A 24,017-nucleotide genomic window follows, 5' to 3' on the forward strand; every position below is an offset into this window, starting at 1 on the left:
ACCACAGTAGCACGGTCACGGAGTGGAACAGCAAATCGGTTCTCGCAGCTCAGCCGGTGGGCGACGGCGAACCGGACGGCGCCGGCGAGGCGCCGCCCGAGCCGGCCTTCGACTCCGCCGCCACCGCGGCGTCCAGCGCCTTCTGCAGCGCCTGCTGGGCCTGCCCGTACGCCGCCCAGTCGCCGTTCTTCAGCGCGGCCTGGCCGTCGGTGAACGCCTTCTGGGCGTCCGCCAGGGCCTTGTCCAGCGCCGGGTTCACGCCCGGCGCAGGCGTGGTCGGCGTGGTCGGGGCGGGCGGCGTGGTGCTGCCCGGGTCGACGGGGGCGGTCGGGGTGGTGGCCCCGCCGGCCGCCGCGCCCAGCACCTTCGCCAGCGCCTTGTCCAGGGTGTCCTCCAGCGCCACGTTGCGGTCGCCGTACACCGCCAGCACCTTCTTCAGCACCGGCACCTTCGCACCGCGCGCCACCAGGTACACCGGCTCCACGTTGAGGATGCCGCCGCCGACCGGCAACGTGAGCAGGTTGCCGTACACCAGGTCCGAGTCGCTGCCGCTGCGCAGCAGCGTCAGCTGGCGGGCCACCTCGGTGTCGGAGTTGAACTTCGCCTGGGTCAGCGCCGGGCCGAGCGCACCCGACTCGGACGTCATCCGCAGGATCCGCAGCTTGCCGTAGTCCTCCCCCGGATCGGCGTCCGCGGTCATGAACGCCGCCAGGTTCTTCCGGCCCGAGGGCACGAACGAGGTGGTCAGCGAGAAGTTGGCCTTCTTCGCGTCCGGCATCCGCAGCGTCAGGTAGTACGGCGGCTGCACCTCGTCGGCGTTGACGGTCGGGTCGACCGGCACCTCCCAGATGTCGGTGCCGTTGAAGAACGCCGTGGCGTCCGTCATGTGGTACATCCCGAGCAGGTCGCGCTGCACCTTGAACATGTCCTGCGGGTAGCGCAGGTGCGGCAGCAGCGTGTCCGGGATGTCCGCCTTCGGCTGGACCGTGCCCGGGAACGCCTTCATCCAGGTCTTCAGCACCGGGTCGGACTCGTCCCACTGGTACAGCGTCACCTCACCGGTGTACGCGTCGACCGTGGCCTTCACCGAGTTCCGGATGTAGTTGACCTCGTTGACGGCGCTCAGGGTGCGGCCGCGCTGGTCGGTCAGCGAGTCCTTGGTGGCGTCGCCGAGCACCGTCTTGGACGAGAACGGGAAGCCGTCGGAGGTGGTGTAGCCGTCCAGCACCCAGACCAGCCGGCCGTTCTCCACCACCGGGTACGGGTCGGCGTCGATCGACAGCCACGGCGCGACCTTCTCCACCCGCTCCTTCGGGGTGCGGTCGTAGAGGATCTTCGCGCCGTCCTTGATCGCCCCCGAGTAGAGGAGCTGCGGCTCGGCGAACTTCACCGCGTACGCGGCCCGGGTCAGCGGGTTGTCCAGCGAGACGCCGCTGCCGCCGGTGTACTGGTACGTCCGGTCGGGGTCGGAGTCCCGGGTGTAGTCGATCTCGTCCATGCCCGGGCCGACGACCGAGTACGTGGTGGACTTCTCGCCGTAGTAGACCCGCTGCTGGTAGTCGCCCATCGCCCCGGTGGTCGGCAGCGACTGCTCGGTGTAGACCGGGTTGCCGTTGGCGTCCACCTGGTTGCCCTTGGCGGCGACCACGCCGTACCCGTGGGTGTACTTGAAGTGGTCGTTGATGAAGTTGTGCTGCTGAACGCCCGTCAGGTCCAGCTCACGCACGCCCAGCACGGTGTCCTGGTCGCCGTACCGGTCCACGTCCAGGGTCTTCGGGAACGCGTAGTACTGCCGCAGCGCCTGGTTCTGCTGGAACGTCGGCGACACCACGTTCGGGTCCAGCAGCCGGATGTCCGCCACGGTCTGCGCGTCCAGCTTCAGCTTGTCCGCGTCCGGCGTGTCCTTCGGCGAGTACTGATCCACCTGCACGTCGGCGATCCCGTAGGCCTGCCGGGTCGCGTCGATGTTCTTCTGGATGTACGGCGTCTCCTTGGCCTGCTCGTTCGGCTTGACCTGGAACTGCTGCACGATCGCCGGGTACAGCCCGCCGACCAGCACCGCGGACAGCGCCATCAGCCCGAAGCCGATCAGCGCCGGCGCCCAGGTCCGCCGCACCGGCGTCAGGAAGAACAGCACCGCGCAGATGATCGCCACGAAGAACAGGATCGTCTTGGCCGGCAGGAACGCGTTCGCGTCCACGTACCGCAGACCGGTCCAGCCCCCGACGCCCTTGTACGACTCGCTCTTCACCGCCAGCGCGTACCGGTCCAGCCAGTACGCCGCCGCCTTCAGCAGCACGAACACGCCCAGCAGCACGGCCAGATGACCCTGCGCCCCGGCACTCGCCCGACGGCCCGGCCCCTGCAGCCGAAGACCGCCGTACAGGTAGTGCACCGCGGTCGCCGCCAGCAGCGACACGATCACCGCGCTGAACGCGAAGCCCAGCAGGAACTCGTACCACGGCAGTTCGAACGCGTAGAACGAGACGTCCAGGTGGAACTGGCTGTCCTTCTGCCCGAACGGCGTGCCGTTGATCCACAGCATCCAGGTCCGCCACTGCCCGCTCGCGGCCGCACCGGCCGCCAGGCCGACCAGCAGCGACAGGCCGATCACCAGCCACTTGCGGAACGGCGCCACGCCCATCCGGTAGCGGTCCAGGCTCTGCTGCTCCACCGACATCGCCGCCAGCGGCGGCCGCAGCCGGTACGCCAGCCACAGGTTGAACCCGACCACCAGCGCCATCAGCAGCCCGAACACCGCGAACAGGCCGACCTTCACGCCCAGTTGCGAGGTGAACACGGAGCTGTACTTGACCGACCTGAACCACAGCCAGTCGGTCCACAGCCCGGCGAACATGACGAACAGCAGGAACAGCACCGCCAGCACGCCGACCGTCAGCAGCAGCACCTTCGCCCGACGCGGGGGCGGCCCGACTCTCGCTCGGAAACCCGGATCGGAACGATCCGGCATCTGGAAGGTCAAGACGCCACCTCAGCTGTTGTTGTCGTTGGGGATGACGGTGCCGCGCCGTGGACGGGCGGAGACACCGGACTCCAGTGCAACTTAAACAGTCTTTACCGGAGTTCCCGGACACTGCGTCGGAGTTGGAGACGGCCCCCCCGAACATGTGAGGATGACCCCATGTCCGACTCCCCTGACCTGACCAACGCCGCCTCCGGCATGCCCGCCGCCACCCCCCTCACCCGGGCCGCGCTGGAGATCGACGAGCACGCCGCGACCCTCGGCTGGGACAACCCCGCCCGCCTGTTCGCCCTGGTCGACAACGCCCAGATGCGCAAGGCCAACCCGCGGCTCGCCACGCAGCTCGGCCTGGACGAGAACCCGACCGGCCTCACCCCGGTCGAACAGGAGGAGATCCCCGCGGGCACCGAGCTCGACCGCTTCCTCGGCACCATCGCCTGGCCCGACGGCGTGGTCGGCTGCGCCCTGGTCGTCGAACGCCTGATGCTCCCGCCCGGCGCCGAGTCCTCCCGCCCGAAGAACGCCACCGAGCAGGAGATCAACGACTGGGTGGCCACCCACCCCCAGCGCCAGGAGGTCCGCATCACCGCCGCGGTCCTGCGCGACGGCGCCCGCGAGGTCGCCCTGCGCCTGCGCGAGAAGGACATCGCCCGCGAGGTCCTCACCGGCCCGGACCTGGTCCCCAACCTCACCCAGGCGCTGCTCGCGACGTTCCAGTAGGAGCGAACAGCCAGGGCAGCACCACCAGGGGCGCGGGGAACTGCGCGCAGCGGAAGGAACTCAACCGCAAGATCGCGACGCAGGGCAATGACTTGCCGTTCGTCGCGATCCTTCCGGCGCAGCCACTATTTGTTGCAGCTGGGCAGCGCCGCCCTGTCCCCGCTCCGGATGGAGTCGAGGGCCTTGACCGCCCCCGCCAGGTTGTCGACCTTGACCAGGGTGAGGCCGGAGGGCGTGCCGTTCGTCGCCTCCGAGCAGTTGTCGGCGGGGGTGAAGAAGTATTCGGCGCCCTTGTCGCGGGCGGCGATCAGCTTCATCTGGATGCCGCCGATCGGCCCGACCGTGCCGTCGTCGTCGATGGTGCCGGTGCCCGCCACGAACTTGCCGCCGGTGAGGTCGGTGGGGGTGAGCTTGTCGACGATGCCGAGCGCGAACATCAGGCCGGCGCTCGGGCCGCCGACGTCCTGCAGGCCGATGTCGATCTTGAACGGGTAGACGTGGTCGACGCCGGGCGTGATGCCGACGATGGCCCGGTCCTCGTCCAGGGCCTTGGCCGTGGTGATGGACACCTGCTCCTCGTCCGCCGGGTTCGGCGTCTGGCCGGCCTTGGCGTGCGGGACGACGGTGAAGACGGTGGTCTCGCCGGGCTTGTGCTTCGTCACCTGCTCGGCGACCTGGGTGCGGGTGGTGATCGGCACCCCGTCCACCGCGACGATCCGGTCGCCGGCGTGCAGCTTGCCCTCGGAGGGGGCCCCCGCGGTCACCGAGGAGACGATGATCTGCGTGGTGACCGGGATGTCCAGCTGCTTGAGGGCGGCGGTCTTCGCGCTGTCCTCGGAGGAGGCGAACTCCTCCGCGTTCTGCTGCTGGGCCTCCTGGTCGGTCTGGCCCTTCGGGTAGACGTTGTCGTGCGGCACCACCAGCACGTCGCCCCGCATCCAGCCGACGATCGCCGAGATCAGGCTGGGCTGGTAGTTCGCCCCGGTGACCTGGACCGTGGTCATGTTGAGGTGACCGCTGGTCGGGTAGGTCTCGCGCCCGGTGATGGTGATCACCGGGGTGCCGGTCTTGTCCTGCACGCCGAGGGTGTTGTACGTCGGCCCCGGGCTCATCTCGGTGAACGGCACCTTCATCAGGACCGAGGCACAGAGCAGGCCTATCAGCAGCAGGGTGGCGGCGAGCATCGTCGCCGATCGGCGTGGCATGGCACGACAGTACGGGAAGTCCGGGCCGCGATGCACCGCTCCGCGGCCCGCCGATGCGCCCCGCCGCCGCCTCCCACCGGGCTACTTGCCGCCGGTGCGTCCGTTGCCGGTGCTGCGTTCCATCGCGGCACGGAAGCGTTCGTGCTCGGCGAGCGAGGACGGGTCGGTGATGGAGCGCGGCGGTCGTGCCGCCCATCCCGCCCACACCGAGGCCAGCAGTCCGGCCACCAAAGGAATGATCAACCAGGCAAGCGCAGCCATCTTCGAACTCCCCACAGGCTCGTCATGCGTATCAGCAGATTAACCGCCTACCGGGGGAACGGCGCGTGCGGTGTCCGAGTTACGGGACGGCGTGGCGCACGCACCGTTCCGAGATACCCCCGAACGGGGAACGAGCGGGGAACGGAGCGGACACGGGCGGTCAGCAGGAGCCCGCACCGACCCATTCCTCCTCGCCGTCCGCGAAAACCTGGTGCTTCCAGATGGGCACCTCGTGTTTGAGGTCGTCGATCAGCCGCCGCGAGGCCGCGAACGCCTCGCCGCGGTGCGGGCAGGAGACCGCGACGATCACTGCGACGTCGCCGATCTCCAGCCGACCGGTGCGGTGCACCGCCGCCAGCGCCCGGACCGGGAAGTCCGCGCAGATCTTCTCCGCGATCCGGCGCAGCTCCCGCACAGCGGTCGGATGGGCGCTGTACTCCAGCGCCGTGACCGCCTTCCCGCCGTCGTGGTCGCGCACCGTGCCGACGAACAGCGTGGTGCCGCCCGCCGCGTCGTCGCCGACCGCGGCGTGCACCTCGTCCAGGGAGAGCGGCGTCGCGCGGACGTCGAGCAGCCGGATCGGGTCGTGGTTCTCGGACATGGCCCCCATCATTGCGCACCCGGCAGCGGCGGCTGCAGAGATCCTCGCCCCGCAGGACCGACGGCCCGCGGGGCGGAGGGCGACGGTCAGATCCGGCGGTGCTTGCGGGCCCGGCGGACCAGCGCCGCCGTGCCGATCAGCGCCACCGTGGCGCCGGCCGCGCCCAGGCTGGTGGCGGCCTCCTTGCCGCCCAGCCGGCGGCCGGCCACCGCGTGCTTGCCGGACACCTGGGCGAGCAGCTCGGCCAGCACCTCCTCGTTGGTGTGCTCGGGCCGCCAGCCCGCCTCGTGCAGCCGGCTGCCGGAGACCACCCACGGGTACATGGTGTAGGCGAGGTCGCCGGCCGGGGCCGGGGTCAGGCCGAGGCGGTGCAGGCGGGCGGCGGTGCCCAGGGCCAGTGCGGCGGGCAGTTCCATCCGGCGGATCCCGGACAGCTCCTCCACATCCTCCTGCTCCAGCCAGCCGTCGCAGCCGACCGTCACCTCGCCCTCGACCAGGCCGAGCGCCGCGTACTCCAGCGCCGACGTCAGGTCGTCCAGGTGGCAGAACTGCCAGCACGGGCGGGAGCCGGCCACCACCAGCAGGCGCGGGGCCTCGAAGTGGCGGGTCAGCACGGTGTCGATGCCCGGGCCGACCACCACGGCCGGGCGCAGCACGGTGATCTGCAGCCCGGGGTGGGCGCGCGGGGCGCGGCGGGCCAGGCGTTCGATCTCCAGCAGGTCGCCGACCAGCGAGGCCTCCTCGGTGGCCCGCAGCTCGGAGTCCTCGGCGAGCGGGACCTCGTTGTCGGCCAGTGCCCCGTAGACCATCGCGGAGGTGCACAGCACCACCCGGTGCACGCCGGCCGCCGCCGCGGCGGTCAGCACGGTCTGCGCGCCGCGCACGTTGTAGGCGCTGCGGGTGCGCGGGTCGGACTCCATGCCGAGGTCCATCGCGAGGTGCACCACCACGTCCACGCCGGCCAGCCGTTCGGCCACCGCCGGGTCGCGGACGTCCAGCACCCGCCAGTGCACGCCGGGGACCTCGCCGCGGCGGTCGTCCACCGCGAGCACCCGGCGCACGTGCGGGGACGCCACCAGGCGTTGGGCGACGCGTTCGCCGAGCACCCCCGCCGCGCCGGTGACGGCCACGGTGAGGGGCTTGCCGCCGTAGGCTGGAGACGGCGAACCGGCGTCGGCCGGCGCGTCCTCGCCCTCGGTCAGCCCAGAGCGAACGTCCGAAGGCGGGGAACTCACCGGCCATCCTCCACGGTTAGCTTAAGTGCGTGCGTACGAGTGTCACGCACTGTCCATCCTGCCCGAGGCTCAGCCCCCGCGGTGCACCCGGCGCGGTCGGCCGCGAGACCATTGAAACCGCCCGGAGCCTCCGGGCAGCAGAATTTCCCGCCACACCACCCGCGTGACGGCCGATCAGATCGAGGACCCCGTGAGCGACCTCCCCTTCGGATTCGGCGTTCCCCCCGAGGAGCCCGAGGACGGCAAGAACAAGGGCAAGAAGGACGGCGAGCAGGGCGACTCGACCCCGCAGCAGCCGTTCGGCTTCGGCAACGGAAACCCGTTCGGGGCGCTGTTCGGCATGGGCGGCGCCGGCGGGGCGGGCGGCGACAACCCGTTCGCCGCGATGATGGGCGGCTTCAACCCCAACGACCTGGGCGCGGCGTTCCAGCAGCTCGGGCAGATGCTCTCGTTCGAGGGCGGCCCGGTGAACTGGGAGCTGGCCAAGAACATCGCCCGGCAGACCGTGGTCGCCGAGCAGCCCGAGGGGAAGACCAAGGACCGCTCGGTGGGCGCCGCCGAGCGCACCGCCGTCGTCGAGGCGGTCCGGCTGGCCGACCTGTGGCTGGACTCGGCGACCGAGTTCCCGTCCACCTCCTCCACGGCGGTGGCGTGGAGCCGCGCCGAGTGGATCGAGGCCACCCTGCCGGTCTGGAAGGACCTGGCGGACCCGGTCGCCGAGCGGGTCGGCAACGCCATGGGCGGCGTGCTGCCCGAGGAGATGCAGGCCGTGGCCGGGCCGCTGATGGGCATGATGCGCTCCATGGGCGGCGCCATGTTCGGCACCCAGATCGGGCAGGCGCTCGGCGCGCTGGCCGCCGAGGTGCTCGGCTCCACCGACGTCGGCCTGCCGCTCGCCCCCGCCGGGAAGGCCGCGCTGCTGCCGCAGAACATCGCCGAGTTCGGCGAGGGGCTGAACGTGCCCGCCGAGGAGGTCCGGCTCTACCTGGCCCTGCGCGAGGCCGCCCACCAGCGGCTGTTCGCCCACGTGCCGTGGCTGCGGGCGCACCTGTTCGGCGCGGTCGAGGCGTACGCGCGCGGCATCAAGGTCGACACCTCGCGGATGGAGGAGCTGGTCGGCCAGCTCGACCCGAGCAACCCCGAGGCCCTCCAGGACGCGCTGGCCGGCGGCCTGCTGCAGCCCGAGGACACCCCCGAGCAGAAGGCCGCGCTGGCCCGGCTGGAGACCGCGCTGGCCCTGGTCGAGGGCTGGGTCGACGCCGTGGTGCACGCCGCCGCCACCCCGCACCTGCCGCACGCCGCCGCGCTGCGCGAGACGCTCCGCCGCCGCCGCGCCACCGGCGGCCCCGCCGAGCAGACCTTCGCCACCCTGGTCGGCCTGGAGCTGCGCCCCCGCCGCCTGCGCGACGCCTCCCGCCTGTGGGCCTCGCTCGCCGACGCCCGCGGCGTCGAGGGCCGCGACGCGCTGTGGAGCCACCCCGACATGCTGCCCACCGCCGCCGACCTGGACGACCCGGACGGCTTCGTGCACCGCGACACCAGCGCCGAGACCGAGGGCGGCTTCGACTTCGACGCACTGAACAAGCTGCTCGGCGAGGCCGCCGGCGGCACCAGCAGCACCGGGAAGCCCGACCTGACCAAGGGCGACACCGGTTCCGCCTCCGGCGAGGACGCCCCCGGTGAGGACGGCTCCGGCAAGGACGGCTCCGCGGACGGTCGGGAGGGCGACGCCAAGTGACGTCGCTGCACACCGACGCCGTCCGCGCACTGACCGACTGGCAGCCCGACGGGGACGGCCAGCAGGAGCTGCGCCGCGACTACCTGGCGCACCTGGCGGCCCACCCCGACGGCCTGTGGCGGGCCTGCCTGCCCGGCCACATCACCGCCAGCGCCCTGGTGGTCGACCCGGCCGAGGGGCGGGTGCTGCTGACGCTCCACCCTAAGGTCGGCAGGTGGCTGCAGATGGGCGGCCACTGCGAGCCCGGCGACGGGACGCTGGCCGCGGCGGCGCTGCGCGAGGCGGTCGAGGAGTCCGGCATCGCCGGGCTGGAGCTGCTCGCGGTCGACGGCCGCACCGCGCCGGTGAAGCTGGACCGCCACCACGTGCGCTGCCTGGGCAAGGACAAGCCGGAGAACATCCACCTGGACGTGCAGTACGTCGCCGTCGCCCCGGCCGGGGCGCGCGAGCTGATCAGCGAGGAGTCGCTGGACCTGCGCTGGTTCGGCTGGGAGCAGCTGCCCGCCGACACCGACCACTCGGTGCGCGACCTGGTGGCGCGGGCCCGGGCGCTGGTCTGAGACCACGCGCTCCCGACCCCTGCGGGGCCCGACGGGCCCGGCAGGGGTCGTCGCGCGTCCGGCGGGGGTCTTCACGTCCAGCGGGAGCCGACGTCCGGCGGCGGTCAGGTGTTCCGGGCGCCGGGGATGTGCGGCAGGCGGGCCGCGGAGGCGACGCCCTCCAGGTAGCCGCGGGCCCGCTCGGTGCGCGGGTAGGCGTCCAGCAGCACCCAGAACCGGGGGCCGTGGTCGGGCACCAGCAGGTGCGCGAGCTCGTGCAGCAGCACGTAGTCCACCACGTACTCGGGCATGCCCTGCAGGCGGTGGGAGAGCCGGATGGTGCGCTCGCTGGGGGTGCACGAGCCCCAACGGGAGTTCTGGTTGGTCACCCAGCGGACCTGCTCGGGCTCGGCGCGGCCGCCCAGGTACAGCCGGGACAGTTCGGCGGCCCGGGCCTGCAGGGCCTCGTCACCGAGCACCCGGCGCTTCTCCTGCGCGGCCAGTTTGTCGAGCATCTGCGCCACCCAGCGCTGCTCCTCGGCGTGCGACATCCGGGCCGGGATCAGCACCACCGTGCGGTCGCCCTCGCGGTAGGCGGAGACGGTGCGGCTGCGGCGGGCGCTGCGGCGGACCTCGACCTTGCTGCGGTCGAGGCCCCGCTCGGGGCCCCGGGCCCGTTCGGCCTCGGTGCTGGCATGCGCGCCGGGCGCCGCGACCGTGGATCCGGAGGCGGCCCGGGCACGCCGACGCGACGCCGACCGATGGGAGTCCCGTTCGGCTGCCATGGCACAGGACGTTACCCCGTCGCCACGACAGAAGTCCGGCACCGAAGCGGCGCGGCCCCCGGTACCACCCGGGTGCGTTATCCACAGGCTGTGCGCGGTGATGACCCGATAGTCGGCCCGGGCCTGTGGACAACGCGCTTCCCGGTACGGGAAGTCGGGGGCAAGCTGCGGTCACCAGTTGATCCGACGCCCCGACCGGAGCCTTCGACCGGGACGCCGGAGACCGACGCTTGGAGGACCGACATGCGCCCCGTGATCAAGCCCGCCCTGTCCCGGCTCTGGCGGGAGAAGCAGACCCTGCAGTTCGGCACCGTCCGACGGCACGCCCGGCTGATCGAGGGCGTCGACCGCAGGCTCGCCCTGTTCCTGGAACTCATCGACGGCACCCGGGACGGCCCCTCGGTGGTCGCCGCCGGGCAGCGGCTCGGTCTGAGCGCCGAGTACTGCCAGGGCATGCTCGACTCGCTCGCCCACAGCGAGCTGCTGGACGACGCCAAGGCCCTGCACGACGTGCTGGAGCTGTACCCGGCGGCCCGCGGCGAGCTGCTCGGCCCCGAGCTCTCCTCGCTGTCCCTGGTGCACCCCGCGCCCGGCGAGGCCGCCGCCGTGCTGCGCGGCCGGGCCCGGGCCCGGGTCGAGGTGCGCGGCGCCGGGCGGGTCGGCGCGGCCGTCGGCACCGCGCTGGCCGCCGGCGGCATCGGCGAGGTCGCGGTGCTCGACCGCGGCCGGGTCGCCGCCCGGGACTGCGCACCCGGCGGCTTCCCGCCCTCCGACATCGGGCGCCTGCGCGCCACCGCCGCCCGCGAGTTGGTGCACCGCGCCACCGGCGCACCGGTCGGCGAGCGGTACCGGCGGCCGCCCGCCGCTCCCCCGCCGCCCACCCTGGTGGTGCTCGCCCCGCGGGACGGCTCCGCCGCGTACACCGGCGCCGCCGTCGACGCCCAGGAGCTGATGCGGGCCGGCATCCCGCACCTGTACACCGGGGTGCTCGAACACCTCGGCGTGGTCGGCCCGTTGGTCGTGCCCGGCGCCTCCGCCTGCGGCAGCTGCGCCACCCTGGCCCGGCGGGACCAGGACGAGGCCTGGCCCCGGCTGCTCGCCCAGCTGATCGACGAGGGCCCCGGCCGGCCCCGCGCCCCGGCCTGCGACGGCGCGGTCGCGGCCTCGGTCGCCGGGCTCGCCGCGCTGCACGTCCAGCTGTACCTGGACGGGGTTCTGCCGCCGAGTGTGGACGGCTGGTGCGAACTGTCCGCCGCCGACGGCATGGTGCGCCGGCTGCGGCTGCGCAGCCACCCCGACTGCGGTTGCCTGTGGCAGTCCGGCACGCCCCGCCAAACGGGCACAATGGCCTAGGACATGCCTTCGGGTCCGTCCGGCGAAACCCCGCCGATCCATCCGCACGCCCTGCCCGGTGCACCGCCGCCGGAGCGCGCGGGTCCCGGCGGGGAGGGGCGCCGGGCGGCCCCCGGGAGTCCGCGCACCACCGCCGGCGGGGGCCGCCGGTCGGTCCGGCTGATCTGGAGGTCCGGTGAGCGATCTACCGCGCAAGGCAGTGACCGGCACGGCGCGACCGGTCGCCCGCCCGCGCCCGGCCGCGGCCTCGCGGCGTGCGGCGACGGCGGGTCGGGCGGCGACGGGTCGGGCGACGGCCGGCCGGGCAACGGCGGCCGACGCCGCCGTCCGCTCGGCCCGGACGGAGGTGGCCGATGTCTGAGATGCCGCGCAAGGCGGTCTCCCGGACGGCCCGACTGGCCGCCCTGCCGCTGAGCTTCGCCGGTCGCGCCACGCTGGGCCTGGGCAAGCGGCTCGGCGGGCGGCCGGCGGAGGAGGTCGCGGCCGAGCTGCAGGCCCAGACCGCCGAGCAACTCTTCGCCACGCTCGGCAAGTTGAAGGGAGGGGCGATGAAGTTCGGGCAGGCCATGTCGGTCTTCGAATCGGCCCTCCCGGAGGACGTGGCGGGCCCCTACCGGGCCGCGCTGACCAAGCTCCAGGACTCCGCCCCGGCGATGCCGACCCGCACCGTGCACTCCGTGCTGGCGTCCGATCTGGGCGACGACTGGGCGGCCAACTTCCGCTCCTTCTCCGACCAGCCGTCCGCCGCCGCCTCCATCGGCCAGGTGCACCGCGCCGTCTGGCAGGACGGCCGGGACGTCGCGGTCAAGATCCAGTACCCGGGCGCGGGCGAGGCCCTGCTCAGCGACCTCGGCCAACTCGCCCGGCTGGCCAGGATGCTGGGCCCGCTGATCCCCGGGGTGGACATCAAGCCGCTGATCGCCGAGCTGCGCGAGCGGGTCACCGAGGAGCTCGACTACCGGCTGGAGGCCGAGTCGCAGCAGCTGCACGCCCAGGAGTTCGCCGACGACGCCGACATCCGGGTGCCCCGGGTGGTCGCCCAGTCCGGGCGGGTGCTGGTCACCGAGTGGCTGGACGGCAAGCCGCTCTCCCAGGTCATCTCCGACGGCACCCGGACGGAGTGCGACCGGGCCGGGCAGCTGCTCGCCCGCTTCCTGTTCGCCGGCCCGGCCCGCACCGGCCTGCTGCACGCGGACCCGCACCCCGGCAACTTCCGACTCGTCAAGACCGGCCGGGCCGCCTCCAGTTGGCAGCTCGGCGTGCTCGACTTCGGCACCGTCGACCGCCTCCCCGGCGGCCTGCCGCGCCCGATCGGCACCTCCCTGCGGCTCGCCCTGGCGGGCGACGCCGGCGCCGTCTACGAGCTGCTCAAGCAGGAGGGCTTCGTCCGCCCCACCATCTCGCTCGACCCGGACGCGGTGCTCGCCTACCTGGTGCCGATCATCGAACCCACCCGCGCCGAGCAGTTCACCTTCAGCCGCGAGTGGATGCGCACCCAGGCCGCCCGGATCGCCGACCCGCGCTCCCCCGCCTACAACCTCGGCAAGCAGCTCAACCTCCCGCCCTCCTACCTGCTGATCCACCGGGTCACCCTCTCCACCATCGGCGTGCTCTGCCAGCTCGGCGCGACCGTCCGTCTGCACGACGAACTCCTCCGCTGGCTGCCCGGCTTCGCCGAGGACGAGGGCGCCCAGTGAGCCGCTGAAGGGGACGGTGCGGGTGACGCGGAGCGTCCGCACCGGGAACAGCCGTTCCCGGTGCGGTTCCTGATGGTCGGGGAGGCCGAGGAGGCCGGGGGCACGGCCGGCGGGCGGCCGCCGGTCAGGGGCGTTCGCTCGGCAGCGGCCCCGCGGTGGGCCAGGCGGTGCGGGCGCGGGCGGCGAGGGTCGCGCAGAACCGGCCGAAGACCGGGAGGGCGGTGTCCGCGTCGGCGAGCGCGGCCACGGCCCGGAGGCGGTGCAGCACGCGGCGGCGGGCGGTGGCGTTGCCCCAGGTCCAGTCCGCGTGCTGCATGCGGGCGAGCTGGTCGGCGGTGCCGCGCTGGGCCTTCGGGACGAGGGCGTCGCCGCGCAGCAGCCAGCCCACGCAGGCGTCGGCGAGGTCGGCGGGGGTGGGGGCGGCGGTGCCGGTGGCGGCGCGCCAGGCGGCCCGGTAGGCCGCCTCGGCCTCGGCCAGCACGGCGGCAGGCGCGGCGGTGGAGCACCAGCAGGTGGGGAAGCCGATCCGCAGGTAGGCGAATTCGACCGCGCCCGGGCCGAGCGAGGACTGCTCGAAGTCGACGAACCGGACGCCGTCCGCGGTGTGCAGGTCGTTGCCGGGGCAGGGGTCGCCGTGCAGCAGGGCGTGCCGGACGGGGACGGCCGACAGCCGGGCGAGCAGCGCCTCGGCCTCGGCGCGGGCGCCGGGCGGGGCGGGGACGTCGAGGGTGCGGGCCAGCGCCAGGAAGCAGCCGAGGTCGCGCCCGGTCGGGCCGGTCCAGGCGGGTATGTCGGTGGCGGGCGCCGTCCCGGCGAGGTCGTCGAGGTCGGCGGGGGCGCTCGCGTGCAGCCCGGCCAGCGCGGTGGCGTAGTCGACCTGCCAGTCCGGGCCGGGAGCGCGGTCCGCCACGCGTTCCAGCACCAGCATGCGGGCCGCCGGGTCGGCGCCGAGCAGCGCGGGCACCACGGGGCGGCCGGTGCGGCCGGCCCTCCTGGCGGCGAGGCCCAGCGCGGCCGCCTCGCGGGCGAAGCGGTCGTCGGCCCCGGGCGAGTCGACCAGTTGCTTCACCACCACCTGGGTGCCGGCGAGTTCGGCCCGCCAGACCCGGGAGCGCGGGCTGCTGACCAGGCGGCGGACCTTGCGCGGCCGGCCGAGTTCGGCGCGCAGCCGCTCGCCGAGCGGGAGGGAGGACCACATGCGAGTCATCCTTCCACGGCCCGTTCGACCGTCGAACGCCAGTACTGGCCCCCGAAGTTGGGCGGCATGGATCCGCTGGGAGCGGGCAGGCGCGGCCCCGGGGCCGGAAGCCCGGTCCGGCGGCGGCCGGACCGGAACGCGCCGATGGCCGGCTCCCCGGCGGGGAGTCGGCCATCGGCGTTCAGGGGTGTGTCACCGGCGTGGGCGCGGGGCCGGCCGGCGGGGGTGGAGCATCCGTCACATCAGGGCGACGGCAAGGGCCTTGCGGGCGCGCAGGGAGGCCTGCTCGGCCTTGCGACGCAGTCGCGTCGCGCGCATCACCCGCAGGCCGAGGCGTTGTTCCTCGGCCTCGTGGAGGCGTTCCTGCATATGCGCACGGGCCAGGGATTCTTGGAGGAGATTCATCTCAAGGGTCCTGTTCTGGATCTGAAGTTCGGTGGTCTGCTCGGAGCGGACGGTCGGATCGATGCCGGCGGGGTTCATGTGGTGGTCCTGCTCGTGGTGCGTGGTCGGGAAGGGACGGGAGAGTTCGGCGTCGGCCTTGGCGGCCGCGAGGCGTACCGAGTCGCGCAGGGCGGTGTCCAGCGGGGGCTGCTCTCCCCGGCGGACGGCTGCGCCTTCGGTGCGATTCCTGGCTGCGGGGTTCACGCCATGACCTCGGTCTTGCGCGGGCGGCCACGGGGACGCTTGCGGGCGACGACGACGCCCTGGACGAAGAGCTCGCCACCCCAGACGCCCCAGGGCTCGCGGCGCTCCAGCGCACCGGTGAGACAGGCGGCCTTGACGGGGCAGGTGCCACACAGCGACTTGGCGTACTCGACGTCGGCGGGCGTCTCCGCGAAGAAGACCTCCGGGTCGAAGGCCCGGCACGGAATGGGGAGCCCGAGCGAGTCAGCCTCGTCGATGGCGGTGAGCTGCATGAGTGTTACCTCCGGGGGGTCGGCCTGGTCGGCCTTGATGGTCTTGTCGGGTACGGACGGGAGGGGCGGCGGCGTGATGACCGTGGACACTGTGGTCTTCCTCGTCTTCTTGGTGGATCCGGCCGGCTCGTTGTGCGAGTTCGGCCGGAGGCCCCGTGGGGCCTGGGTGGGTCGTGCGTACCGGACAAAACAGAAGGGCCGCGGAACCCGGTTGCTGGGTTTCCGCGGCCCTGGAGGCACCGCCCTGACGGGTTGCGTCAGGGTCGTTCGCTCCAGGGTCCAGGCCCGCGGAAAGCCTGCTTCCGGACGGCTGCGGCGCCGTCAACGGCGGCCGCGGCCAGAATGATCTGCTGCTCCTGCTCGACTCCGGCACCGACGACGGCCGCATAGCGCCCATGGGCTGCTTCTGCTGCTACTGACTTCGGTGCCTTGGTCGGTCGCTCATCGGACAGCGAGACGCCGTCGACGAACATCGCCCAGTCACGGGACGTACCCGCCTCGACACGGGTGCCCTCAGCATTGCCACGACCACTGACAAGGCAGTGCTCGGCAACCAGCAGGACTCCGGCGTTGCCGCCGGCCACGTCGAGACCCAGACCCGGCACGAGGACGCGCGTGGGCATGGCGAGGGTGGACATCGGGTCGGTCATTTTGGTGATCGTCTTCGTCGACACTGAACTCGCCTCCTCTCGGCGTCTCGCGGTGCCCAGTCCCCCGGGCTCCGATATCTGGTTGATGGTCAGCGCACGCAGAAACAAGCCCTCTGCGAGCGTTGCGGTCTCGTCCCCTTGACCGCTCCGGCAGGCTATTGCGCCGTACATGCGGCGCGCAAACTATTTTTCCGGCGAGTTCTCCGGTGAGTTCTCGGCCTGCTCGGCGGCCTCGTCCCCGGGTGAGTCCTGCGCCTGCTCCCCGTCGGGCTCCCCCACGAGCTCCGGACTCTCCCCCGCACACAACAAGAGCACGTCCTCGCCGTACTTGTCCAGCTTCATGGCGCCCACTCCGGAGATCCGGGAGAGCTCCGCGACGCTGCTCGGCACGTCCTCCGCGATGGCCGTCAGGGTGGCGTCGGTGAACACCACGTAGGCCGGGACGCCCTGCTCCTTGGCGCGGGCCGAGCGCCACTCGCGCAGCCGCTCGAACAGCGCCTCGTCCATGGTGGACGGGCAGCCCTCGCAGCGGCGGAGCTTGCGCTCGACGGCGTCGGTCAGGGTGCGGTCGCAGACCCGGCACTTGACCGGGCCGCGCACCCGGCGCGCGGCCGAGCGCTCCGCGCCGGGCTCGACGCCCCCGCGCCCGCCGCGGGTGCGCGTGCCGGGGCCGGACGAGCCGGGGCGCAGGCCGTCCAGGAAGCGGGTGGGCTTGCGGGAGGCGCGGCCGCCCGGCGAGCGGGACAGCGACCAGGAGAGGGTGAGGAAGCGCCGGGCCCGGGTGACGCCGACGTACAGCAGGCGGCGCTCCTCCTCGACCTGCTCGTCGGTCTTGGCGTAGATGATCGGCAGCGTGCCCTCGCTCAGGCCGACCAGGAACACCGCGTCCCACTCCAGGCCCTTGGCGGCGTGCAGCGAGGCCAGCGTGACGCCCTCGACGGCGGGGGCGTGCTGGGCGGCGGCCCGGGCGTCGAGCTCGGCGACGTACGCCGCGAGGTCGGCGCGCTCGCCGGCGGCGGCGCGGGCGGCCTCGAACTCCTCGGCGAGCCGGACCAGCGCGTTCAGCGACTCCCAGCGCTCGCGGACCGCGCCGGAGCCGGCCGGGGCGGTGGCGGAGAAGCCGCGGGTGGCGAGCACCGCGCGGACCTGGGCCGCGAGGTCGGGCGCGCCGGCGGTGAGCGGGTCGTCGGCGGCCCGGGCGGCGCCCTTGAGCAGCACCCCGGCCTCCCGGACCTCGGGCCGCTCGAAGAACCGCTCGGCACCCTTGAGCTGGTAGGAGATGCCGAGGTCGGCGAGCGCCTGCTCGTACACCTCGGACTGGCTGTTGGTGCGGAACAGCACGGCGATCTCGCTGGCCCGCACGCCGGTGCCGAGCAGGTCGCGGATCAGCCGCGCGGTGGACTCGGCCTCGGTCGGCTCGTCCTGGTACTCGCGGTAGACCGGCTCGGGGCCGGCCTCGCGCTGGGAGATCAGCTCCAGGCGGTGCTGGGCGGCCTGGCCGCGGGCCTGCGAGAGCAGCCCGTTGGCCAGGTGCACGACCTGCGGGGTGGAGCGGTAGTCGCGCACCAGCTTGACCACCGTCGCCGCGGGGTGGCGCTGGCGGAAGTTCAGCAGGTAGTCGGGGGTGGCGCCGGTGAAGGAGTAGATGGTCTGGCTGGCGTCGCCGACCACGCAGTGGGTGGCGCCGGTGAAGGAGTAGATGGTCTGGCTGGCGTCGCCGACCACGCAGAGGCTGGCGCCGCCGTCGCCGCCCGTCCACTGCTCCAGCAGGCGCTGCTGGAGCGGGGAGACGTCCTGGTACTCGTCGACGGTGAAGTGGCGGTACTGGGAGCGGACCTGGGCGGCGATCTCCGGCCGGTCCTCCAGGATGGCGGCGGTGAGCAGCAGCACGTCCTCGAAGTCGATCAGGCCGCGCTGGCGCTTGGTCTCCTCGTAGGCGGCGTAGACCCGGGCGATCTCGGCCGGGTCGCGCGGGGCCTCGCGGGCGGACTTGGCGACCGCGGCCGGGTAGTCGTCGGGGACGACCTGGGTGACCTTGGCCCACTCGACCTCGGCGGTCAGGTCGCGCAGTTCGGTGCGCTGGACGCGCAGGCCGCTGCGGCCGGCCGCCTCGGCGACCAGCTGGACCTTGCGCTCCAGCAGCCGGGGCACGTCGCCGCCGATGGCGCGCGGCCAGAAGTACTGGAGCTGGCGCAGCGCGGCGGAGTGGAAGGTGCGGGCCTGGACGCCCTCGGCGCCGAGCTGGCGCAGCCGGCCGCGCATCTCGCCGGCGGCGCGGGCGGTGAAGGTGACGGCGAGGACCTGCGCGGGGTGGTAGACGCCGCTGCGCACGCCGTAGGCGATCCGGTGGGTGATGGCCCGGGTCTTGCCGGTGCCGGCGCCGGCCAGCACGCAGACCGGGCCGTGCAGGGCGGTGGCCACGGCGCGCTGTTCGGGATCGAGTCCGGCCAGCACGGCGTCCGCTCCGAGGGGGGCGAAGCCGTCGGGGCCGTGCTGTCGGCTGGGGCCGCCGAGGCCGGGGAGGTCATCCTGCATGCCTTCCATCCTCGCAGGCGCGCCGGACAGTCCGGACGGTGTTGTCCACAGCCCGGCCAGGATGATCGGATCGTCCCACTGTTGTCCGTCCCGGAATGGCGGCGGCCCGCCGGACGTTTGATCCGTGGGCTGCCCGCCCAGTCCGTCGACCGAAGGAGTCCCTCACCATGTCCGGCACCGTCACGATGTACAGCACGACCTGGTGCGGCTACTGCAACCGCCTCAAGAGCCAGCTGGACCGCGAGGGCATCGCCTACACCGAGATCAACATCGAGCAGGACCCGTCCTCGGCGTCCTACGTGGAGTCGGTGAACGACGGCAACCAGACGGTGCCGACAGTCGTCGTGGTCGGCGCCTCCGGCGAGCAGAGCGTGATGACCAACCCGAGCCTGCGCCAGGTCCAGGCCGCGCTGGTCTGACCACCCGAGGGACGGCCCGGCGGCCGGGCCCCGCTCCGACTCAGTCGGCCGGGGCCCGGTCGCCGAGTTCGTAGAGCAGCCGGGCCCGGTCGGCGGCGTAGCGGGTCTCCACCACCCGGATCGGGCCGCGCCGGTCGCGGGTGACGCGGGTGTTGACCAGCAGCGGCACGCCCGGGCCGAGTTCGAACCAGGCGGCTTCGGCGGGGTCGGGCATCCGGGCGGTGAGGTGGTCGGTGGCGGCGGTCTCGGTGCGGCCGAGGTCGGCCAGCGTCCGCTCGTCGCCGCCGGGGGCGGGCAGGTCCTCCATCAGCGCGGTGCCGGCGGCCAGTCCGGGCCGGTAGTGGCTGTCCTCGATGGCGTACGGCTCCTGGGCGACGCGGCAGAGCTGACGGCGCATCATGACGCTGTCCTCGGGCCGGAGGCCGAGCCAGTCGGCGATGTCGCGGCGGGCCCGGACGGCCCACACCTCGTACTCGAAGCTGAGGTCCACCCCGGCCGCACGGGCCTCGGCGGCGTACTCCGCGCCGCCCATCGGCAGGGCGCCGCGGCGGTGCGGCCGGGTGTAGACCCGGTGGTCGTACCGGGAGCGCCGGCGCAGGTAGGTGCCCTTGCCCTGGACGCGCACCACCCGGCCCTCGTTGACCAGGACGTCGACGGCGAGGCGGACGGTGTTGCGGGCCACCCCGTACTGCTGCTCCAGGTCGCTCTCGACGGGGAGCCGGCCGTCGCCGTCCCACTCGCCGGAGTCGATGCGGTGGCGAAGGTCGGCGGCGAGGCGCTGGTACTTGGGCGGGGTCGCGGCGGCGCGGGGATTCGTCACGCGAGCGAATGTAGTCAGGCCGTTTGTGGCATTTCAGCGGAATCCGGCAACACCGGCCGGGGCGATGTTCGGAACACCCCGGCGATTCCGCCCCACCGGATTCGAACACTTCCGGTCGGCGGAGCGGGACCCGGCGGGTCGGCCGGGTCGGCCGGTAGCACCGCAGGGGCGCGCGGAATGCTCCGCGCGCCCCTGCGGTGACCGTTCTCTCACCAGCGGGCGGCCGCCGGCAGCGGTTCGCCGTACCAGATCTCGATCAGGTGCCGGGCGATCGAGATGCCGGACGGCGGCAGGATCTCGCCGGCCGCCATGCCCGCCCGCAGTTCCTCCCGGGTGAACCAGCGGGCCTCGGACAGCTCCTCGCCGTCCACGGTGATCCCGGTGCCGTCCGGGTGGGCCCGGCCGAGGAAGCCCAGCATCAGGCTGGACGGGAACGGCCAGGGCTGGCTGGCCACGTACTCGACCTCGGCGACCCGGACGCCGGCTTCCTCGAACACCTCGCGGCCGACCGTCTGCTCGATCGACTCGCCGGGCTCGACGAACCCGGCCAGCGTGGACCAGCGGCCCTCCGGCCAGAGCGCCTGACGGCCCAGCAGGCAGCGGTCCTCGCCGTCGGTGATCAGCATGATCACCGCCGGGTCGGTGCGCGGGTAGTGCTCGGCCGCACAGGAGGTGCAGCGGCGCAGGTGGCCGGCCCCGGCCTTCTCGGTGCGGTGGCCGCACCGGGAGCAGAAGGTGTGCAGCCGGTGCCAGTGCTCCAGGGCGACGGCGTGCACCAGCAGCCCCGCGTCCCGGTCGGAGAGCGAGCCGCCGACCTCCCGCAGCCCGGCCGGGCGGGCGTCGCCGTCCAGTCGGCCGGGCAGCGACTCGCAGTCCAGCGCGAAGTGGTGGACGCCGTCGTCGTCGGTGCCCAGGAAGTACCGGTCGCCGCTCTGCGGGGCCTCGAAGGAGGGCAGCAGCACCAGTTCGGTGCCGCTGCCGGTGTCCACCACGAACGCCTCCCCGCCGGAGATCGGCAGCACCTTGGTGGTGGGGTGGCTCCAGGCCGCGGCCAGCCACGGCTCGTCCAGCCGGCGGTGCGCCGCCCGGTCCACCCCCGCGTGGGCCAGCGCGAGGTGCTTCGTATCAGGGGCGCTGCTCAAACTCGTCCATCCCCGTTCGCTTCGGTAGGGCAGGTGCGGCAGGTGCGGTGTCGGTTCGGGACGGGCGCTCACGGCCGGAAGTTCTCCGCGAGGTCGCCCCACAGGTACGCGGAGGTCTCGACGCCCTTGCGGAGCAGGTCGAGCTCCACCTTCTCGTTGATGGAGTGCCAGCCGTCCGAGGGCACCGAGATGCCCAGGAACAGCACCGGCGCGCCCAGCACGTCCTGCAGGTCGGCGGCCGGTCCGGAGCCGCCCTCACGGGTGAACAGGATCTTCTGTTCGAAGGCCCGGCCCATCGCCCGGACGGTGGACTGCAGGGCGGGGTGGTCCAGCGGCGTCAGGCACGGGCGGGTCGCTCCGGGGAAGACGACCTCGTACCGGATGCCCGCCGGGACCTGCTCGGAAACCCAGGCGGCGACGGACTCCCGGACCTTCTCCACCTCCATGCCGGCGACCAGCCGGAAGGACAGCTTCAGGTGCGCCTCGGCCGGGACGATGGTCTTGCCGCCGGGGCCGGTGTAGCCGCCCCAGATGCCGTTGACCTCGGCGGTCGGCCGGGCCCAGACCCGCTCCAGGGTGCTGTAGCCGGCCTCGCCCTGGGTGCCGTACGACTTGGCGACCTTCAGCCACTGCGCCTCGTCGAAGGGCAGTTCGGCGAACAGCGCCCGCTCCTCGTCGGTGAGTTCGACGATGCCGTCGTAGAAGCCGGGCACCGCGACCCTGCGGTCCTCGTCGTGCAGGCCGGCGGCGAGCGCGGCGGCCACGTCGGCCGGGTTGGGGACGGCGCCGCCGAACGAGCCGGAGTGGATGTCGCTGTCCGGGCCGTACAGGTCGATCTGGCAGTCCGCCAGGCCGCGCATACCGGTGCACACGGTCGGGGTGGTCTCGGACCACATGCCGGTGTCGGAGATGATCACCACGTCGGAGGCGAGCCGGTCGGCCTCGCGGCGCACCAGGGCGGCGAAGTTCGGCGAGCCGGACTCCTCCTCGCCCTCGATCAGCAGCTTGAGGTTGACGGCCGGCGCGGTGCGGCCGGTGGCGGCGAGGTGGGCGCGCACGCCGAGGGTGTGGAAGAAGACCTGGCCCTTGTCGTCGGCGGCGCCGCGCGCGTACAGCCGGCGGCCGATCACGGTGGGCGTGAACGGCTCGGTGTCCCAGCCGTCCTCCTTGGCGGCGGGCTGCACGTCGTGGTGGCCGTAGACCAGCACGGTCGGCGCGCCCTCGTCGCCGGACGGCCACTCGGCGAAGACCGCGGGCAGCCCGTCCGTCTCCCACACCTCGGCGACCGGGAAACCGGTCGCGCGCAGCTTCTCGACCAGCCACTCGGCGGAGCGGCGGACCTCTCCGGCCCGGCCGGGGTCGGCGGAGACGGAGGGGATGCGCAGCCAGTCGGCGAGCTCGGCCAGGAAGGCGTCCTCGTGCTGGTCGATGAAGGAGCGGACGGCGCTGTCCGGGGTTTTCGTCATACGGACGACTTTAGTTCGCCCGGCCGGGTCCGTGCCCACGGCCCACCCTTGCCGTGAGCACGGTCACCCTTCGCTCCGCCGGGCCTCAGGCGGCCCGGCGGCCCAGCGCGATCCTGGACCGGGTGAGCAGCGCCGCGAGCAGCACCGCCACCACCGGCAGGCCGACCACCATGGCGGCCAGTTCGGCCCACGGGATCGCGATCACCGGGTCGGGGGCCGGCTGGTCCGGCGGCAGCCAGCTCGCCCGGTCCTTCGCCTCGAAGATGCGCAGCGCGATCGACGGGACGGCGCCGCAGAACAGGCCGAGCACCGAGCCCATCGCAGCGATCACGCCGCACTGGAAGCCGGACAGCCGGCGCCGGATGCCGCCGCTCGCGCCGACCGCGGCCAGCGTGGCGAGGTCCTGCTGGGAGTCCGCGGCGGCCAGGCCGGTGGCGATGCCGGCCGCCCCGAGCGCCACCAGTCCGGCGAACACCGTCAGGCCGACGGTGATCAGGTCGACGTCCGGGTGGAAGCCCCGCTCGACCCCGAGTATCGCGTTGTCGTCCAGCTTGGCCAGCGAGCCGTTGGCCTTCTGGTACGCCTTGTCGGACGGCTCTGCGGCGGGCATCCAGAGCGAGCCGGCCGCCCGGGTGCCCAGGCCGATCTTCTCGGCGGTCTGGCGGGTCATCATGGCGTTGCCGAACGGCGTCGGGGCGTGCACCTGGACCGCGTCCGCCAGCAGGTGGCGCTCCGCCGGCCGATAGTTGTTGTCCTCGCGCATCTTCTTCTGGTCGAACGGGTCGGTGACCAGCAGGTCGACCTTGCCGTTCTCCACGTAGTCGGGCCGGAACACCAGGATCCTGCCGTCGGCGAGGGCCTGCTCGGCGGCCTGGTCACGCACCCCGAACAGGGTGTGCAGCAGGGCCGCGTCGCCGACCAGGGTTTCGCCGAACATGGTGCTCCGGCGCTCCCCGCGGTCCCGGTTCACCGCACAGCGGGGGTCGGTGTGCAGGCGCTCGAACTCCTCGGGGGTGCGGGCCGCGTCGGCCGGGCAGCGCTTGGACTCCGGCAGCACGACCTGGACCCAGCCGCAGGGCGCGCCGGGGTTGCACTTGGCGGTCGGCGTCGCGTCCCACACGTCGGCGCGCTCGCCGAGGTCGGGGATGTTGCCCTCGACCACCTCGCGCATCATCGGCAGCCGGTCCTGGTCTGCGGTCGGCCCCCAGCCGGCGTACAGCGCGACGGTGTTGGGGGGCGCCGACGGCATGTACTCACGGCGCTGCTGCTCGGTGCTGCTGGTGGTGTAGATGCCCACCGCGACGGCGCCGGCCACGGCGGCCATCACGGCGGCCACCGCCGGGGCGGTGCGGCCGCGGTGGCGCACCGAGTCGCGCAGCGCCAGGCGCGGGCTGAGCGGCAGGTGGCGGCCGAGTCGGCCGAACAGGCCGATCAGCATCGGGGTGCACAGCAGCATGCCGAGCTCGGCGATCACCGAGCCGCCGAGCAGCCCGTAGACCACGGCGGTGCCGGTGGTCGCGCAGGCCAGCGCCAGGGCGGCCCCGCCGCCGATCATGATCAGGCCGAGCACGGCGACGATCCGGCTGGGGGGCTTGGTGCCGCCGCGTCCGGTGAGCGCCACCACGACGTCCTGCCGGGCGGCCTGGAAGGCGGGCACCACCGCCGCGAGCAGGCCGGTGACCAGGCCGACCACGGCGATCGCCAGCAGGTCGAGCGGCTGCAGGTCGAAGTGGCCGAAGCGGCGGCCGGC

Annotated in this window: 20 protein-coding genes and 1 pseudogene; 6 read left to right on the forward strand and 15 right to left on the reverse strand. The window is 73.4% G+C overall.

What is annotated here, in order from left to right; translation table 11 throughout:
- Positions 1–49: 49 nt before the first annotated feature.
- Positions 50–2,971 (reverse strand): UPF0182 family membrane protein, encoded by a 2,922-nt coding sequence (locus IEZ12_RS05335; protein ID WP_189271125.1) that lies wholly within the window; start codon positions 2,969–2,971, stop codon positions 50–52.
- 171 nt (positions 2,972–3,142) lie between these two features.
- Here IEZ12_RS05335 and IEZ12_RS05340 point away from each other — a divergent pair, with 171 nt between their 5' ends.
- Positions 3,143–3,703, forward strand: coding sequence for a PPA1309 family protein (locus tag IEZ12_RS05340; protein WP_189271028.1), 561 nt, complete (start codon positions 3,143–3,145; stop codon positions 3,701–3,703).
- Positions 3,704–3,828: 125 nt separating this feature from the next.
- Here the strand turns inward: IEZ12_RS05340 and IEZ12_RS05345 are convergent, their stop codons facing one another.
- The 4 genes from IEZ12_RS05345 to IEZ12_RS05360 form a co-directional block, all read right to left on the reverse strand.
- The gene (locus tag IEZ12_RS05345) at positions 3,829–4,908 is read right to left on the reverse strand and encodes a YlbL family protein (RefSeq protein ID WP_189271029.1); all 1,080 of its coding nucleotides are present in this window, start codon (positions 4,906–4,908) and stop codon (positions 3,829–3,831) included.
- 81 nt (positions 4,909–4,989) lie between these two features.
- Positions 4,990–5,169 carry a hypothetical protein gene (locus IEZ12_RS05350; RefSeq protein ID WP_043915947.1) on the reverse strand — a complete coding sequence of 60 codons (180 nt, stop codon included), beginning with the start codon at positions 5,167–5,169 and terminating at the stop codon, positions 4,990–4,992.
- Between the two features lie 160 nt (positions 5,170–5,329).
- Positions 5,330–5,770: a molybdenum cofactor biosynthesis protein MoaE gene (locus IEZ12_RS05355; protein WP_373295436.1), complete on the reverse strand. Its 441-nt coding sequence runs from the start codon at positions 5,768–5,770 to the stop codon at positions 5,330–5,332.
- An 86-nt stretch (positions 5,771–5,856) separates the two neighbouring features.
- Positions 5,857–7,005 carry an NAD-dependent epimerase/dehydratase family protein gene (locus IEZ12_RS05360; protein WP_100588086.1) on the reverse strand — a complete coding sequence of 383 codons (1,149 nt, stop codon included), beginning with the start codon at positions 7,003–7,005 and terminating at the stop codon, positions 5,857–5,859.
- Positions 7,006–7,195: 190 nt separating this feature from the next.
- Between IEZ12_RS05360 and IEZ12_RS05365 the strand changes: the two genes are divergently transcribed.
- Complete coding sequence (locus IEZ12_RS05365) at positions 7,196–8,743, forward strand: zinc-dependent metalloprotease (RefSeq protein ID WP_189271126.1); 1,548 nt, start codon at positions 7,196–7,198, stop codon at positions 8,741–8,743.
- Entirely contained in the window at positions 8,740–9,303 is a 564-nt protein-coding gene (locus tag IEZ12_RS05370) for an NUDIX hydrolase (protein ID WP_189271031.1), read from the forward strand. The genes IEZ12_RS05365 and IEZ12_RS05370 overlap by 4 nt, the downstream gene beginning before the upstream one ends.
- A 104-nt stretch (positions 9,304–9,407) precedes the next feature.
- Here IEZ12_RS05370 and IEZ12_RS05375 read toward each other — a convergent pair whose 3' ends face one another.
- Positions 9,408–10,067 carry a M48 metallopeptidase family protein gene (locus IEZ12_RS05375; RefSeq protein ID WP_189271032.1) on the reverse strand — a complete coding sequence of 220 codons (660 nt, stop codon included), beginning with the start codon at positions 10,065–10,067 and terminating at the stop codon, positions 9,408–9,410.
- A 243-nt stretch (positions 10,068–10,310) separates the two neighbouring features.
- Between IEZ12_RS05375 and IEZ12_RS05380 the strand changes: the two genes are divergently transcribed.
- Positions 10,311–11,420 carry a ThiF family adenylyltransferase gene (locus IEZ12_RS05380; protein WP_043915945.1) on the forward strand — a complete coding sequence of 370 codons (1,110 nt, stop codon included), beginning with the start codon at positions 10,311–10,313 and terminating at the stop codon, positions 11,418–11,420.
- Between the two features lie 353 nt (positions 11,421–11,773).
- Positions 11,774–13,117 carry an ABC1 kinase family protein gene (locus tag IEZ12_RS05385; RefSeq protein ID WP_189271033.1) on the forward strand — a complete coding sequence of 448 codons (1,344 nt, stop codon included), beginning with the start codon at positions 11,774–11,776 and terminating at the stop codon, positions 13,115–13,117.
- 124 nt (positions 13,118–13,241) lie between these two features.
- On the opposite strand, the gene IEZ12_RS05390 is transcribed toward IEZ12_RS05385, so the two are convergent.
- The 5 genes from IEZ12_RS05390 to IEZ12_RS05410 all read right to left on the reverse strand — a co-directional run bounded on the left by IEZ12_RS05390 (position 13,242) and on the right by IEZ12_RS05410 (position 18,420).
- Positions 13,242–14,315: a phosphotransferase gene (locus IEZ12_RS05390; protein WP_189271034.1), complete on the reverse strand. Its 1,074-nt coding sequence runs from the start codon at positions 14,313–14,315 to the stop codon at positions 13,242–13,244.
- A gap of 237 nt (positions 14,316–14,552) precedes the next feature.
- Positions 14,553–14,963, reverse strand: a complete 411-nt coding sequence (locus IEZ12_RS40490; protein WP_100588092.1) for a putative WhiB-interacting protein — start codon at positions 14,961–14,963, stop codon at positions 14,553–14,555.
- A complete protein-coding gene (locus tag IEZ12_RS05400) occupies positions 14,960–15,325 on the reverse strand; it encodes a WhiB family transcriptional regulator (RefSeq protein WP_369880316.1) in 366 nt (121 codons plus the stop codon). Before IEZ12_RS05400 ends, IEZ12_RS40490 begins: the two co-directional genes overlap by 4 nt.
- A gap of 167 nt (positions 15,326–15,492) precedes the next feature.
- Positions 15,493–15,909, reverse strand: coding sequence for a hypothetical protein (locus IEZ12_RS05405; protein ID WP_189271035.1), 417 nt, complete (start codon positions 15,907–15,909; stop codon positions 15,493–15,495).
- 159 nt (positions 15,910–16,068) lie between these two features.
- Positions 16,069–18,420: an ATP-dependent DNA helicase UvrD2 gene (locus IEZ12_RS05410; RefSeq protein WP_373295437.1), complete on the reverse strand. Its 2,352-nt coding sequence runs from the start codon at positions 18,418–18,420 to the stop codon at positions 16,069–16,071.
- A 167-nt stretch (positions 18,421–18,587) separates the two neighbouring features.
- Here IEZ12_RS05410 and IEZ12_RS05415 point away from each other — a divergent pair, with 167 nt between their 5' ends.
- On the forward strand, positions 18,588–18,839 hold the full coding sequence (locus tag IEZ12_RS05415) for a mycoredoxin (protein WP_043915941.1): 252 nt from the start codon (positions 18,588–18,590) through the stop codon (positions 18,837–18,839).
- Between the two features lie 40 nt (positions 18,840–18,879).
- On the opposite strand, the gene IEZ12_RS05420 is transcribed toward IEZ12_RS05415, so the two are convergent.
- The 4 genes and pseudogenes from IEZ12_RS05420 to IEZ12_RS05435 form a co-directional block, all read right to left on the reverse strand.
- Complete coding sequence (locus tag IEZ12_RS05420) at positions 18,880–19,659, reverse strand: GntR family transcriptional regulator (RefSeq protein ID WP_189271037.1); 780 nt, start codon at positions 19,657–19,659, stop codon at positions 18,880–18,882.
- Positions 19,660–19,868: 209 nt separating this feature from the next.
- Positions 19,869–20,801, reverse strand: coding sequence for an NAD(+) diphosphatase (gene nudC / locus IEZ12_RS05425; RefSeq protein WP_189271038.1), 933 nt, complete (start codon positions 20,799–20,801; stop codon positions 19,869–19,871).
- Positions 20,802–20,869: 68 nt separating this feature from the next.
- Positions 20,870–22,267: a dipeptidase gene (locus tag IEZ12_RS05430; RefSeq protein ID WP_189271039.1), complete on the reverse strand. Its 1,398-nt coding sequence runs from the start codon at positions 22,265–22,267 to the stop codon at positions 20,870–20,872.
- 85 nt (positions 22,268–22,352) lie between these two features.
- Positions 22,353–24,017: pseudogene (locus IEZ12_RS05435) on the reverse strand (hypothetical protein); the annotation flags it as partial.

It is taken from the genome of Kitasatospora griseola (assembly GCF_014648555.1).
GTDB lineage: Bacteria > Actinomycetota > Actinomycetes > Streptomycetales > Streptomycetaceae > Kitasatospora > Kitasatospora griseola.

What these genes read in the sequence shown, in the direction of transcription:
- IEZ12_RS05335 (WP_189271125.1), bottom strand. Translation starts at nt 2,971, where the DNA reads ATGCCGGATCGTTCCGATCCGGGTTTCCGAGCGAGAGTCGGGCCGCCC.
- IEZ12_RS05340 (WP_189271028.1), top strand. Translation starts at nt 3,143, where the DNA reads ATGTCCGACTCCCCTGACCTGACCAACGCCGCCTCCGGCATGCCCGCC.
- IEZ12_RS05345 (WP_189271029.1), bottom strand. Translation starts at nt 4,908, where the DNA reads ATGCCACGCCGATCGGCGACGATGCTCGCCGCCACCCTGCTGCTGATA.
- IEZ12_RS05350 (WP_043915947.1), bottom strand. Translation starts at nt 5,169, where the DNA reads ATGGCTGCGCTTGCCTGGTTGATCATTCCTTTGGTGGCCGGACTGCTG.
- IEZ12_RS05355 (WP_373295436.1), bottom strand. Translation starts at nt 5,770, where the DNA reads ATGTCCGAGAACCACGACCCGATCCGGCTGCTCGACGTCCGCGCGACG.
- IEZ12_RS05375 (WP_189271032.1), bottom strand. Translation starts at nt 10,067, where the DNA reads ATGGCAGCCGAACGGGACTCCCATCGGTCGGCGTCGCGTCGGCGTGCC.
- IEZ12_RS05380 (WP_043915945.1), top strand. Translation starts at nt 10,311, where the DNA reads ATGCGCCCCGTGATCAAGCCCGCCCTGTCCCGGCTCTGGCGGGAGAAG.
- IEZ12_RS05385 (WP_189271033.1), top strand. Translation starts at nt 11,774, where the DNA reads ATGTCTGAGATGCCGCGCAAGGCGGTCTCCCGGACGGCCCGACTGGCC.
- IEZ12_RS05390 (WP_189271034.1), bottom strand. Translation starts at nt 14,315, where the DNA reads ATGTGGTCCTCCCTCCCGCTCGGCGAGCGGCTGCGCGCCGAACTCGGC.
- IEZ12_RS05410 (WP_373295437.1), bottom strand. Translation starts at nt 18,420, where the DNA reads ATGCAGGATGACCTCCCCGGCCTCGGCGGCCCCAGCCGACAGCACGGC.
- IEZ12_RS05415 (WP_043915941.1), top strand. Translation starts at nt 18,588, where the DNA reads ATGTCCGGCACCGTCACGATGTACAGCACGACCTGGTGCGGCTACTGC.
- IEZ12_RS05430 (WP_189271039.1), bottom strand. Translation starts at nt 22,267, where the DNA reads ATGACGAAAACCCCGGACAGCGCCGTCCGCTCCTTCATCGACCAGCAC.